Genomic DNA, 12,313 nt, shown 5'->3' with positions numbered 1-12,313 from the left:
AGGTGCTCGGTGTAGCGCAGACCGGCAGGCACTACAGAAACATTTGGCATCAAGGCTGGGCATTATATCCATACCGCTGGCGGGGTCCAATACAAACGTTTGTTTGAATCGGTTGCAGGCCTGTAAAATCAAAGTGGCGCGGGGCGTGACCGGTCAGTTCCGCGTATTGACCGGCCTAGGCTATGCAGTCAAGATACGGGCGGTTTTGCCTGCCTTGTCAGTGTAATATAGGTTCAGCACTTAAAGCCGGATCGGCTTCCAACGTATTCACATCGTCCGGTCTGCCTGGGCGACTTTCTTTTCACCGGAGCGTAACGAGGAATCCATGAAGGTTCTTGTAGCTATCAAACGAGTGGTTGACTATAACGTCAAGGTCCGCGTCAAGGCGGACAACTCCGGCGTCGACTTGGCCAACGTCAAGATGTCCATGAACCCCTTCTGCGAGATCGCCGTGGAAGAGGCCGTACGCCTCAAAGAGAAGGGCGTGGCCAGCGAAATCGTCGTGGTCACCATTGGCCCGACCACCGCCCAAGAGCAACTGCGTACCGCTCTGGCCCTGGGCGCCGACCGCGCTGTGTTGGTCGAGCACGCCGAAGAGCTGAACTCCCTGGCCGTGGCCAAGCTGCTCAAAGCGCTGGTCGACAAGGAGCAGCCGCAACTGGTGATCCTGGGTAAACAGGCGATCGACAGCGACAACAACCAAACCGGGCAAATGCTCGCCGCGTTGAGTGGCTACGCCCAAGGCACGTTCGCCTCCAAGGTCGAAGTGGCCGGTGACAAAGTCAACGTCACCCGTGAAGTCGACGACGGCCTGCAAACGGTCGGCCTGGCCCTGCCAGCCATCGTCACCACCGACCTGCGCCTCAACGAGCCACGCTACGCCTCGTTGCCGAACATCATGAAGGCCAAGAAAAAGCCGCTGGAAGTGCTGACCCCCGATGCCCTCGGTGTCGCTGTCGGTTCTACCAACAAAACCCTGAAAGTCGAAGCGCCGGCCGTGCGCAGCGCCGGTATCAAGGTCAAGTCGGTGGCTGAACTGGTCGAAAAACTGAAAAACGAAGCGAAGGTAATCTAAATGACGATCCTGGTTATCGCTGACTATGTAACCGAAGGTCAGGTCAACACTGGCGTGGCCCCTTCGACCTTGAACACCGTTGCCGCTGCCGCTCAGATCGGCGGCGAAGTGCACGTGCTGGTGGTGGGCGACAAAGTGGGCAGTGTGGTTGAGGCTGCCGCCAAGATCGCCGGCGTGAGCAAAGTGCTGGTGGCCGACAATGCTGTTTACGCTCACCAGCTGCCAGAAAACGTGGCGCCGCTGATCGTTGAGCTGGCACCGGCCTACAGCCATGTGCTGAGCGCCGCCACTGCCAATGGCAAGAATATTATGCCGCGCGTGGCCGCCGTGCTGGACGTCGATCAGATCTCCGAGATCATTTCGGTAGAGTCGCCCGACACCTTCAAGCGCCCGATCTACGCAGGCAATGCGATCGCCACCGTGCAGTCGAGTGCCGCGATCAAAGTCATCACCGTTCGGGCTACCGGCTTCGATGCTGTGGCTGCAGAAGGTGGTTCGGCGTCCGTCGAAACCGTCGCAGGCGCCCATGATGCCGGGCAGTCGAGCTTTGTCGGTGAAGAGCTGGCCAAGTCCGATCGGCCTGAGCTCACCGCCGCCAAGATCGTCGTTTCCGGCGGCCGTGGTATGCAAAACGGTGAGAACTTCAGCCACCTCTACACCCTGGCCGACAAGCTTGGTGCTGCGGTGGGCGCTTCGCGTGCGGCAGTCGATGCGGGCTTTGTGCCCAACGACATGCAGGTGGGCCAGACCGGCAAGATCGTCGCGCCACAGCTGTACATCGCCGTGGGCATCTCCGGCGCCATTCAGCATTTGGCAGGCATGAAAGACTCCAAAGTGATCGTTGCGATCAACAAGGACGAAGAAGCGCCGATTTTCCAGGTCGCCGATTACGGCCTGGTGGCTGACTTGTTCGAAGCTGTCCCTGAGCTGGAGAAGCTGGTTTAATTCCAGCACTTGATCGGCCAAAGCCCGTTCGTCGAGGGTTGCCCAAATGGCAACTGCAAGGCGCGCGGGCTTTGTCGTTTCAGGGCATTTTCAAACACCGATAAAAGGGCATGGGCATGGTTCGGCTAGGCGGGCGCCACTGGGTGCTGCTATTGGGGTTGGCGCTGGCGCCATGGAGCGCTGCACAGGCGGCGGGCAAGTGCGAGCGGTTGGTGGCCACCGGCAGCCCGGATGCGCCGCCGTATTTGTGGCGTGACCCGCAAGACCCTCGGCACCTGATTGGTATCAACGCCGACTTGCTCGACAAAGTAGCCACAGAGTTGGGCGTGAAGCTCGACCTGCTCTACGCCGGCAAGCGCAGCGAAGCCTTGGAAGAAGTGAAAAGTGGGCGCATCGACCTGCTAGCCGACGCTCCCCTGACCGTAGCCGAGTTGGAAACCCTGGACTATGTCCACCCCGCCATGGTGCAGAACGACTATCTAGTGTGGACCCGGCTCGATTCGCCCTTGCTGTACCGCAGCCTGGCCGATTTGCATGGGCATGCGGGGGCAATTTCCAATCGCGCGCGCCCGACCGCCGCGTTCCAGGCCCTGGCCCAGGAACAGTTGAGCCTCGAGCGCACGGAAAACCTGACCCGCGCCCTGCATAAGCTGATGCTCGGCCAGGTCGAGTACGTGGTTGCCGGGCGCTATGCCGCCATTGCCCAGGTGCAGGCCCTGGGCTTGGGCCAAGACCTGGGCCCCCGGGAAATCCCCCTGGATCGCCCAGGCCTGTATTTGGCGCTGTCCCATGACTCGGCGTGCAATGAGCCTTGGTTGCGCGGACAGCTGGCGAAAAAAATGACAGAATTGGCCGCCGCCGGTGTGCCGCCTGAACTGGTGCAGCGCAACGTAGAGCGCTGGAAGGCTCAACAGCCTGCCCCTAGCGCCCCAAAACAGTAAGGAATACTTAGTGAAATTTCGATCATTATGCGCGGCTGTGGGGCTCCTGGGCCTGGCCGGCTGCGCGTCCGATCCGCTGCCAACCGAGCAGATGCTTCTGACCCAGCAGGCCGTTGAGCAAGCGCGTGCGGTGGGTGCCAATGACGACATCGCAGAAATGAAACTGGCCAGTGACAAATACGCCCAGGCCCAGGCCGATATTCAGCATCAGGCTTATCGTCAGGCGCGTTTGCAGGCCGAGCAGGCTGAACTGGATGCCCGCCTGGCCGAAGCACAGGTGTTGACCGAGAAAAGCCAGGCCCAGGTGACGCTGCTGCAAACCCGTATCGAGCGCCTGCGCAAGCAGTTGGGGGCGAGCCAATGAGACATTCGCGCACCCTTGCCCATTGGTCCCTCGCCGCCGTAGCCATCGGCCTGGTCGGTTGCGCCAGCAGTCAGGACAGCCAACAGGCCCTGCAGCAGGCCAGCGCCAGCTTCCAGCAGGTCAAAGAAGATTCCGCAGTGCTGCGCAGCGCGCCTAAAGACGTCATCCGGGCGGGCGAGTCGTTAGCGCGTGCCGAGCGCTTGGCCAGCTACTGGGGCACGGCTGAAGATGTCCAACACTACGCCTACTTGAGCCAACGCTACAGCCAGATCGCTCGCCAGCACAGCGAGCAGGCGCTTAATGAAGAGCGTCGCCTGAAACTGGAACTGGAGCGCCAACGCTTGCAGCTCGCCCTGCGTGAGTCCAAGTTGCAGAGCGTGCAGCAGCAAGGCAAATGGCTGGAAGAGCAAATCGTCAGCCTGGCCAATATGGAGGCGGATCGTGGCTTGGTCCTGACCCTTGGCGATGTCCTGTTCGATACCGGTGAAGCAGACCTCAAGGCTTCGGCCAACCGCACCGTGCTCAAGCTTGCGCAATTTCTTCAGCTCAACCCCAAGCGCATCGTGCGTATCGAAGGTTATACCGATAACACCGGCGACAAGGCCTTCAACCTGAAGCTTTCGCGGGACCGCGCCCAATCGGTGGCAGACACCCTGGTGGACCTGGGTATCGACGAAAAACGGATCCAGGTTGAAGGCTACGGTGATCAGTATCCCATCGACGTGAACGCGTCCGAACGGGGCAGGGCGCAGAACCGCCGGGTGGAAATCGTGTTTTCCAATGAGAAGGGCGTCCTAGGCCTGCCGCGCTGAAGCGCGGTAGTAGGTCAAGGATGAGCATGGCGGGGACAGGGCAGAATGATCCTATGGATGCCTTATTGGCAACTGTCCCCGTACAGTTATAGACTGTTCCGGTAATTTTTCGGAGCTGGGCCATGTCCAACCTTCTGCTTTATCAGCGCATTGCCCAGCAGTTGGCCGAGGACATCCGTCGCGGCGTTTACCAGCCCGGTGAGCGGGTGCCGTCGGTGCGCAAGATGAGCTCCCAGCTCAACGTCAGCCATGCCACGGTGCTGCAGGCCTATGCCAACCTGGAAGACCAAGGGCTGATCCGGGCACGGCCGCAGTCTGGCTATTACGTGCACCAAACCCCCGCGTTGACTGCGCCCACGCCTGACATCGCGCGTGTCGAGCGGCCGGGGCTGGTCACGCGCAGCAGCATTATCCAGCAAGTACTTGATGAGTCCCGCCGCGAAGGGGTATTCCCTCTGGGGGCGGCGGTGCCCCACGTCGACTACCTGCCCGTGCGCGCCCTGCACCAGCAGTTGGCCAAGGTCACGCGCTTTCATAGCCCGCGGGCTTTCAGCTACATGTTTAGCCCAGGCTACGAGCCCCTGCGCCGGCAGGTGGCGATCCGCATGCGCGACGCGGGCGTGGTAGTCGACCCCAGCGAAATCGTCATTACCCACGGCTGCGTCGATGCGTTGCAGATGTCGCTGCGCATTCTGACCCGCCCGGGCGATCTGATTGCGGCCGAATCGCCGACTTACTACGGCCTGCTGCAACTGGCCGACCTGTTGGGCCTCAAGGTCATCGAAATTCCCAGCGACCCGGCCACTGGTATTAGCCTGGAAGCCCTGCAACTGGCGGCCAACCAATGGTCGATCCGTGCCTTGGTGCTGACGCCGCGGTTGAGCAACCCGCTGGGCGGGACCATGCCCGAAGAGCGCATGAAGCAGTTACTGCGCTTGAGTTCGGACTTCAATATCCAAGTGATTGAAGACGACGTTTATGGGGAATTGATGTTCGAGCAGGGTAAGACCAAAGCGCTCAAGGCCTACGATCGGCTGGGCCAGGTCGTGTACTGCTCGAGTTTTTCCAAAACGCTGTCGCCCGGCGTGCGGATCGGTTGGATGATTGCCGGTAAGTACCAGGCGGAAATCCAGCGGCTGCAAACTTTTAGCACTCACTCGGCCTGTAGCGTGACCCAAATGGGCGTGGCGGGTTACCTGGAAAACGGCGGTTACGACCGCCATTTGCGCTTTATCCGCCAGGAGTACCGAAAAAACCTCAGTGCTTATCAATTGGCGGTGCAGCAGTATTTCCCTGAGGGCACGCAAATCACCCGGCCCCTGGGTGGCTTTATTCTTTGGGTCAGCCTGCCAGGCCGAGTCAATGCCCAAGAGCTGCATGTGCGGGCGCTGGAGCAGGGTATCAGTATTGCCCCTGGCTTGATTTTCAGTAACACCGAGCAGTTCAACCACTGCATCCGCTTGAACTGCGGTTTTCCCTGGAATCGCGAGGCAGAGCGGGCCTTGGCCACCCTGGGCATGTTGGCGGGGCAGCTGTGCCAAGAGTCCGCTTCGGGGGCCTTCTATTAAAAGCTCCGAGCGGCTCTTGTCAGCCGAGCTGGCAGGGGTGAGCATAAGGGCCCCGCTGGCGTCTGTTGGCCGTCTATGAAAGCTATTTATTGCGTGACCTGTTTGCTGTGGGCTTGTCTGGCTGCATCGCCGGTGCTTGCCGAGTCTGGCCAAGCGTCGTCATCGGCGCCAGGGGCAGCCGATGCCCCGGCGGCTAGCGCTGCGCCAGCCAAAGCGGCTGATAAAGCCAAAGCCAAAGCCAAGCCAGCCGCTGCGGCGAAGGCGAAGAAAAAGCCAGCGGCTAAGACCGCTTCGCGGAAGAAAGCGGATGCAGTCGCCGCCGATGTGCCCGAGGCCAAACTGGACCTGACTCTGCCCAAAGACATGGTTCACGACCTGCAGCCGCCAGGCCAGGTCCGCAACCAGGTACCCCCTACCCGCAAGACCTTGCTACCGGCCTTGTTTGCCGAAAAACCGGCCGCAGACACTCCCTTCCAGCTCAACGGGCGCTTGCTGAACAACGAAATGCAATTGCAGATGCGCAACGAGAGTCGGCGTGACGTCGAGGGTGCCGCGTTGGATTTTGAATTCAAACAATAGTCGCTTGAGGTGATTTCAAACGACTGTTTAGGCGAGTAATATCCCGTCCATCCAATCCTGTCCGTTGTGCCGAGGTCTTGTCGCCATGAATTGCCGTGAAGGCTGTGGGGCCTGCTGTATCGCCCCATCCATCTCTTCGCCATTGCCTGGCATGCCCCACGGCAAGCTGGCGGGTCAGCGCTGCCTGCATTTGACCCTGGCCAACCTCTGCGCGCTATTCGGTCGCCCTGAGCGGCCGGCGGTGTGCGGCAACTTCAAGGCTGATCGGGAAGTGTGTGGCGATAGCGATGAAGAGGCCATTCGGATTCTCGGCTGGTGGGAGCGGATGACCCTGGAAGATCCTCAAAAACAAGGAACAATAATATGAGAGCGTTGCATCGAATGACGGTTGTGCTGTGCCTGTCGGGCTGGGTCGCGGGGGCGGTCCATGCAGAAGATTGGCAGGTGGCCAAGGAGGCCGAGGGCATCAAGGTGTCCTTGAGTGAGGTCCCGGGCTCCAAGTACAAGGCGTATCGTGGGGTGACCGTGATCAATGCCAGCGTCGCCAAGTTGCGTGCCTTGCAGGAGGACGTGACGGGGGCTTGTGCTTGGGTGCATGAGTGCAAGATGCAAAAGCTGCTCAAGCATGAAGGCAATCAGACCTGGACCTACAGCCAGTTCAATACCCCATGGCCGGTGACGCCGCGGGATTCGGTGTTGCACATCACCACGGTCGAGGGCGCAGATGGCAGCCTGACCCGCGAGCTCGAAGGCGCGCCACAATACATCCCCGAGGAAAAAGGCTTCGTGCGGGTGGCTGAGGTCAAAGGCTTCTGGAAGATGGTGCCCAAAGGCAAGGACCAAACTGAAGTGATCTACCAGGTGCACACCGAACCCGGCGGTAGCGTGCCGTCCTGGCTGGCCAATAAGTTTGTGGTCGACGCCCCGTTCAATACGCTCAAGGCATTAAAAGAGCGAGCGGCTCAGTAGCTGAATCGGTACACCTTGACCTTTGGTCGAATAATTTTTAGCTGTACCGTACTTTAGTTCGATCCACAAAAAAGGCTGCCCGCGGGCAGCCTTTTTGCTTTGCTCGAACGATTACTTGCGCGCGTCGAGTTGGGTCACGTCGCGCGATGGCTCGCCCGTGTAGAGCTGGCGCGGGCGCCCGATCTTGTAGGGGCTAGAGAGCATTTCTTTCCAGTGCGAGATCCAGCCGACGGTGCGTGCCAGGGCAAAGATCACGGTGAACATGCTGGTAGGAATGCCGATCGCTTTCAGGATGATCCCTGAGTAGAAGTCGACGTTCGGGTACAGCGAGCGTTCGATGAAGTACGGGTCGGTCAGGGCGATCTCTTCCAGGCGCATGGCCAGTTCGAGTTGCGGATCGTTGGTGATCCCCAGTTCCTTGAGCACTTCGTCGCAGGTCTGCTTCATGACCGTGGCCCGTGGGTCACGGTTTTTGTAGACGCGGTGGCCGAAGCCCATGAGCTTGAACGGGTCGTCTTTGTCCTTGGCCTTGGCGATGTAGGTGTCGATATTCGACACATCGCCAATTTCGTCCAGCATGGTCAGTACGGCTTCGTTGGCGCCGCCGTGGGCAGGGCCCCAGAGGGCCGCGATGCCGGCCGCGATGCAGGCGAACGGGTTGGCACCCGACGAGCCCGCCAGGCGCACCGTGGAGGTGGAGGCGTTCTGCTCGTGGTCGGCGTGAAGGATAAAGATCTTGTCCATCGCCTTGGCCAGCACCGGGCTGATCGGTTTGATCTCGCACGGGGTGTTGAACATCATGTGCAGGAAGTTTTCCGCGTAGGTCAGGTCGTTACGCGGGTACATCATGGGCTGGCCCATGGAGTACTTATAAACCATCGCCGCCAGGGTTGGCATTTTGGCAACCAGGCGAATAGCGGAAATTTCCCGGTGTTGCGGGTTTTTGATGTCCAGCGAGTCATGGTAGAACGCCGACAGGGCGCCGACCACGCCGCACATGACCGCCATGGGGTGAGCATCACGGCGGAAGCCGTTGAAGAAGGTCTTGAGCTGCTCGTGCACCATGGTGTGGTTCTTTACGGTGCTGACGAAGGTAGCTTTCTGCTCGGCGTTCGGCAGTTCGCCGTTAAGCAGTAGATAACAGGTTTCCAGGTAGTCGGATTTCTCCGCCAACTGTTCTATCGGGTAGCCGCGATGCAGCAGGATACCGTTGTCACCGTCGATATAGGTGATCTTCGATTCGCACGAGGCGGTCGACATGAAACCGGGGTCAAAGGTGAAACGGCCTGTGGTGGTCAAGCTCCGGACGTCGATGACATCGGGACCCACGGTGCCGGTTAAAATGGGCAGCTCGACGGGGGCTGCGCCCTCGATGATCAACTGCGCTTTTTTGTCAGCCATGTGGCCTCCTATTAATGCTTGAAATCATCAGACAGCCCCCCACGCAGGGCCCGCACCACTATAGTGAGATAAATGCGAATGTCAATTTGCTTAAAGTCGCGTTGTATAAGGCTTTACGGCGGTTTTTTCCGCGAAATTCATCGCTATTTACGCCTTTTATCCGATCATTGCAATGCACCATTACGGGGAGCGGGGTGCGTTGTCATTAGTAGCCTAACTGTCTATACTCGGCCTCCGACCGCCGGGGCTTTTGAGCCTGTTCGACGGGGTCGTCACTCCCTGGGTGGTGAGTACCTGACCAGTACACTTCCCGACAACTTTGCCCTGCTTGTTAGGGGCTCTTCAGTGTGAAAAAAAAGCCGTGAAAAGCCAACGACCTGTAAACCTAGACCTAAGGACCATCAAACTCCCTGTCACTGCTTACACGTCCATTCTTCACCGTATCTCCGGTGTCATCCTGTTTCTGGGAATCGCCATCATGCTTTATGCATTGGGCACATCTCTGGATTCGCAGGAAGGCTTCGATGACGTGAAGGCTTGGATGACCAGCCCGCTGGCCAAGCTCGTGATCTGGGGTCTCCTATCCGCCCTGCTGTACCACCTGGTGGCTGGCATTCGTCACCTGATCATGGACTCGGGCATCGGTGAAACGCTGGAAGGCGGCAAACTGGGCTCGAAAATCGTTCTCGCCGTATCTGTGGTGCTGATCGTTCTGGCAGGAGTTTGGATATGGTAACCAACGTTACGAACCTTTCGCGTTCGGGCCTCTATGACTGGATGGCGCAACGAGTCTCTGCGGTCGTTCTCGCGGCTTATTTCATTTTTCTGATCGGCTACATCGTGGCCCACCCAGGAATCGACTACACCCAATGGCATGCTTTGTTTGCCAATAACGCGATGCGTATCTTCAGCCTGCTGGCTCTGGTTGCCCTTGGCGCCCACGCGTGGGTCGGCATGTGGACCATTGCCACCGACTACCTCACGCCCATGGCGTTCGGTAAGTCCGCAACGACGATACGTTTCCTGTTCCAGGCTGTTTGTGGGGTCGCGATGTTTGCGTACTTCGTCTGGGGCGTGCAGATTCTTTGGGGTATCTGATTCATGGCTAATATTAGTACGCTTTCTTTTGATGCCATCATTATTGGTGGTGGCGGTGCTGGCATGCGCGCGGCGCTGCAGCTCGCCCAGGGCGGCCACAAAACCGCCGTAGTCACCAAAGTATTTCCCACTCGCTCGCACACCGTGTCGGCCCAGGGCGGTATTACCTGCGCCATCGCTTCTGCCGACCCGAACGATGACTGGCGCTGGCACATGTACGACACCGTCAAGGGTTCCGACTACATCGGCGACCAAGACGCCATCGAGTACATGTGTTCCGTAGGCCCTGAGGCGGTGTTCGAACTGGAGCACATGGGCCTGCCGTTCTCGCGTACCGAGCAGGGCCGCATCTACCAGCGTCCATTCGGTGGCCAGTCCAAGGACTTCGGCAAAGGCGGCCAGGCGGCACGTACCTGCGCCGCGGCTGACCGTACCGGTCACGCGTTGTTGCACACCCTGTATCAGGCCAACCTCAAAGCTGGCACGGTGTTTCTGAACGAATACTACGCTGTGGATCTGGTGAAGAATCAGGACGGCGCCATTGTCGGCGTTATCGCTATCTGCATCGAAACCGGCGAAACCTCCTACATCCGTTCCAGCGCTACGGTTCTGGCTACCGGCGGTGCAGGGCGCATCTATTCGTCCACCACCAATGCCCTGATCAACACCGGTGACGGCGTTGGCATGGCGCTGCGTGCTGGCGTGCCGGTGCAAGACATCGAAATGTGGCAGTTCCACCCAACCGGCATCGCCGGCGCAGGTGTACTGGTCACTGAAGGTTGCCGAGGTGAAGGCGGTTACCTGATCAACAAGCATGGCGAGCGTTTCATGGAACGTTATGCGCCGAATGCGAAGGACCTTGCTGGGCGTGACGTTGTCGCACGTTCCATGGTTAAAGAAATTATCGCCGGTAACGGCTGTGGTCCAGATGGCGACCACGTGATGCTCAAGCTCGATCACCTCGGTGAGGAAGTGCTGCACAGCCGCCTGCCAGGCATCATGGAGCTGTCGAAAACCTTCGCCCACGTCGACCCCGCCGTGGCCCCGATCCCGGTTGTGCCGACTTGCCACTATATGATGGGCGGCGTTGCCACCAACATTCATGGCCAGGCCATGACCCAGGACGCCAACGGCAATGACGTTGTTATCCCGGGGCTGTTCGCGGTAGGTGAAGTCGCCTGTGTATCCGTCCACGGTGCCAACCGTCTGGGTGGCAACTCGCTGCTCGACCTGGTGGTATTCGGCCGCGCGGCCGGGCTGCATTTGGAGAAAGCGCTCAGCGAAGGTATCGACTACCGCCGTGCCAGCGATACCGACCTGGAAGTCGCACTGGCTCGTTTGGACGCGCTGAATGCGCGGACCACCGGCGAAGACGTCGCTTCCCTGCGCAAAGAACTGCAAAGCTGCATGCAGAACTATTTCGGTGTGTTCCGTACCGGCGAATACATGCAGAAGGGTATCGACCAGCTGGCTAGCCTGCGCGAGCGCATTGCCAACGTCAAAATCAACGACAAGAGCCAGGGTTTCAACACGGCTCGAATCGAAGCGCTGGAACTGCAAAACCTGCTGGAAGTGGCTGAAGCCACCGCTATCGCTGCAGAACACCGCAAAGAGTCCCGCGGCGCTCACGCCCGTGAAGACTTCGAAGACCGCGACGACGAAAACTGGCTGTGTCACACCCTGTATTTCCCGGGTGAAAAACGTGTTGCCAAGCGCGCCGTGAACTTCTCGCCGAAAACCGTTCCGACTTTCGAACCGAAAATCCGGACTTATTAAGGGGTGGCAGCTATGTTGCAAGTCAGTGTTTATCGCTACAACCCGGACCAGGACGCTGCGCCGTCGATGCAGGAGTTCCAGGTCGATACCGGCGGCAAGGATGTCATGGTGCTCGATGTACTCGCCCTGATCAAAGAGCAGGACGAAGGCTTTTCTTACCGTCGCTCGTGCCGTGAAGGCGTGTGTGGCTCCGACGGCATGAACATCAACGGCAAAAACGGCCTGGCCTGCGTGACGCCGTTGTCGGCTGTCGTAAAAGGTAACAAATTGGTGGTGCGTCCGCTGCCAGGTTTGCCGGTTATCCGTGACCTTGTGGTCGATATGAGCATCTTCTACAAGCAATACGAGAAGGTGAAGCCGTTCCTGCAGAACGATACGCCGGCGCCGTCTATCGAGCGCCTGCAATCGCCCGAAGAACGTGAGAAGCTCGACGGCTTGTACGAGTGCATTCTGTGCGCTTGCTGCTCGACGTCTTGCCCGTCCTTCTGGTGGAACCCAGACAAATTCCTGGGCCCTGCTGCGCTGCTGCAAGCCTACCGTTTCCTGGCTGACAGCCGTGACACCCGGACCAACGAACGCCTGGCTTCGCTGGACGATCCGTTCAGTGTATTCCGCTGCCGGGGCATCATGAACTGCGTCAACGTTTGCCCCAAGGGTTTGAACCCAACCAAGGCAATCGGTCACGTACGTAATATGTTGCTGCAAAGCGGCGTCTGATTCATTGCTTTACCCGTAAGCCGCTGCGGCGCTTGCATCGATGCCGGTGCCGCAGTGATAACTTGAGT

14 protein-coding genes are annotated in these 12,313 nt (G+C 59.3%); 13 read left to right on the top strand and 1 reads right to left on the bottom strand.

What is annotated here, in order from left to right; genetic code table 11:
• Positions 1-325 precede the first annotated feature (325 nt).
• The 9 genes from QCL65_RS16690 to QCL65_RS16650 all read left to right on the top strand — a co-directional run bounded on the left by QCL65_RS16690 (position 326) and on the right by QCL65_RS16650 (position 7,253).
• Positions 326-1,075 (top strand): electron transfer flavoprotein subunit beta/FixA family protein, encoded by a 750-nt coding sequence (locus tag QCL65_RS16690; RefSeq protein WP_407310609.1) that lies wholly within the window; start codon positions 326-328, stop codon positions 1,073-1,075.
• Positions 1,076-2,020, top strand: coding sequence for an electron transfer flavoprotein subunit alpha/FixB family protein (locus QCL65_RS16685; RefSeq protein WP_407310607.1), 945 nt, complete (start codon positions 1,076-1,078; stop codon positions 2,018-2,020).
• A 110-nt stretch (positions 2,021-2,130) separates the two neighbouring features.
• A complete protein-coding gene (locus QCL65_RS16680; protein ID WP_407310605.1) occupies positions 2,131-2,961 on the top strand; it encodes a substrate-binding periplasmic protein in 831 nt (276 codons plus the stop codon).
• 10 nt (positions 2,962-2,971) lie between these two features.
• Positions 2,972-3,325, top strand: a complete 354-nt coding sequence (locus QCL65_RS16675; protein WP_407310603.1) for a DUF4398 domain-containing protein — start codon at positions 2,972-2,974, stop codon at positions 3,323-3,325.
• Positions 3,322-4,137 (top strand): OmpA family protein, encoded by an 816-nt coding sequence (locus tag QCL65_RS16670; RefSeq protein ID WP_407310601.1) that lies wholly within the window; start codon positions 3,322-3,324, stop codon positions 4,135-4,137. The genes QCL65_RS16675 and QCL65_RS16670 overlap by 4 nt, the downstream gene beginning before the upstream one ends.
• Before the next feature lie 122 nt (positions 4,138-4,259).
• A complete protein-coding gene (locus tag QCL65_RS16665; protein WP_407310599.1) occupies positions 4,260-5,705 on the top strand; it encodes a PLP-dependent aminotransferase family protein in 1,446 nt (481 codons plus the stop codon).
• Positions 5,706-5,780: 75 nt separating this feature from the next.
• On the top strand, positions 5,781-6,284 hold the full coding sequence (locus QCL65_RS16660) for a translation initiation factor 2 (RefSeq protein WP_407310597.1): 504 nt from the start codon (positions 5,781-5,783) through the stop codon (positions 6,282-6,284).
• 85 nt (positions 6,285-6,369) lie between these two features.
• Complete coding sequence (locus QCL65_RS16655; RefSeq protein WP_407310595.1) at positions 6,370-6,651, top strand: YkgJ family cysteine cluster protein; 282 nt, start codon at positions 6,370-6,372, stop codon at positions 6,649-6,651.
• Positions 6,648-7,253 carry an START domain-containing protein gene (locus tag QCL65_RS16650; RefSeq protein ID WP_407310593.1) on the top strand — a complete coding sequence of 202 codons (606 nt, stop codon included), beginning with the start codon at positions 6,648-6,650 and terminating at the stop codon, positions 7,251-7,253. The genes QCL65_RS16655 and QCL65_RS16650 overlap by 4 nt, the downstream gene beginning before the upstream one ends.
• Before the next feature lie 111 nt (positions 7,254-7,364).
• Here the strand turns inward: QCL65_RS16650 and gltA are convergent, their stop codons facing one another.
• Positions 7,365-8,654: a citrate synthase gene (gltA, locus tag QCL65_RS16645; RefSeq protein WP_407310591.1), complete on the bottom strand. Its 1,290-nt coding sequence runs from the start codon at positions 8,652-8,654 to the stop codon at positions 7,365-7,367.
• Positions 8,655-9,015: 361 nt separating this feature from the next.
• Here gltA and sdhC point away from each other — a divergent pair, with 361 nt between their 5' ends.
• Genes sdhC through QCL65_RS16625 form a run of 4 tightly spaced genes read left to right on the top strand, consistent with a single transcriptional unit; the run spans position 9,016 to position 12,245 of the window.
• Positions 9,016-9,390, top strand: a complete 375-nt coding sequence (gene sdhC / locus QCL65_RS16640; RefSeq protein ID WP_407310589.1) for a succinate dehydrogenase, cytochrome b556 subunit — start codon at positions 9,016-9,018, stop codon at positions 9,388-9,390.
• Positions 9,384-9,752, top strand: coding sequence for a succinate dehydrogenase, hydrophobic membrane anchor protein (sdhD, locus tag QCL65_RS16635; RefSeq protein ID WP_407310587.1), 369 nt, complete (start codon positions 9,384-9,386; stop codon positions 9,750-9,752). Before sdhC ends, sdhD begins: the two co-directional genes overlap by 7 nt.
• Before the next feature lie 3 nt (positions 9,753-9,755).
• Complete coding sequence (gene sdhA / locus QCL65_RS16630) at positions 9,756-11,528, top strand: succinate dehydrogenase flavoprotein subunit (protein WP_407310585.1); 1,773 nt, start codon at positions 9,756-9,758, stop codon at positions 11,526-11,528.
• Positions 11,529-11,540: 12 nt separating this feature from the next.
• Positions 11,541-12,245 carry a succinate dehydrogenase iron-sulfur subunit gene (locus tag QCL65_RS16625; RefSeq protein WP_407310583.1) on the top strand — a complete coding sequence of 235 codons (705 nt, stop codon included), beginning with the start codon at positions 11,541-11,543 and terminating at the stop codon, positions 12,243-12,245.
• Positions 12,246-12,313 lie beyond the last annotated feature (68 nt).

The organism is Pseudomonas sp. nanlin1, from assembly GCF_045571515.1.
Taxonomy (GTDB): domain Bacteria; phylum Pseudomonadota; class Gammaproteobacteria; order Pseudomonadales; family Pseudomonadaceae; genus Aquipseudomonas.
The sequence above is the reverse complement of the archived record's forward strand: the minus strand, read 5'-3'. Positions and strand labels throughout refer to the sequence as shown.

Bases quoted from the DNA above. Each gene is read 5' to 3' on its own strand.
- QCL65_RS16690 (WP_407310609.1), top strand. From the start codon at position 326: ATGAAGGTTCTTGTAGCTATCAAACGAGTGGTTGACTATAACGTCAAG.
- QCL65_RS16685 (WP_407310607.1), top strand. From the start codon at position 1,076: ATGACGATCCTGGTTATCGCTGACTATGTAACCGAAGGTCAGGTCAAC.
- QCL65_RS16680 (WP_407310605.1), top strand. From the start codon at position 2,131: ATGGGCATGGTTCGGCTAGGCGGGCGCCACTGGGTGCTGCTATTGGGG.
- QCL65_RS16670 (WP_407310601.1), top strand. From the start codon at position 3,322: ATGAGACATTCGCGCACCCTTGCCCATTGGTCCCTCGCCGCCGTAGCC.
- QCL65_RS16665 (WP_407310599.1), top strand. From the start codon at position 4,260: ATGTCCAACCTTCTGCTTTATCAGCGCATTGCCCAGCAGTTGGCCGAG.
- QCL65_RS16660 (WP_407310597.1), top strand. From the start codon at position 5,781: ATGAAAGCTATTTATTGCGTGACCTGTTTGCTGTGGGCTTGTCTGGCT.
- QCL65_RS16655 (WP_407310595.1), top strand. From the start codon at position 6,370: ATGAATTGCCGTGAAGGCTGTGGGGCCTGCTGTATCGCCCCATCCATC.
- QCL65_RS16650 (WP_407310593.1), top strand. From the start codon at position 6,648: ATGAGAGCGTTGCATCGAATGACGGTTGTGCTGTGCCTGTCGGGCTGG.
- gltA (WP_407310591.1), bottom strand. From the start codon at position 8,654: ATGGCTGACAAAAAAGCGCAGTTGATCATCGAGGGCGCAGCCCCCGTC.
- sdhD (WP_407310587.1), top strand. From the start codon at position 9,384: ATGGTAACCAACGTTACGAACCTTTCGCGTTCGGGCCTCTATGACTGG.
- sdhA (WP_407310585.1), top strand. From the start codon at position 9,756: ATGGCTAATATTAGTACGCTTTCTTTTGATGCCATCATTATTGGTGGT.
- QCL65_RS16625 (WP_407310583.1), top strand. From the start codon at position 11,541: ATGTTGCAAGTCAGTGTTTATCGCTACAACCCGGACCAGGACGCTGCG.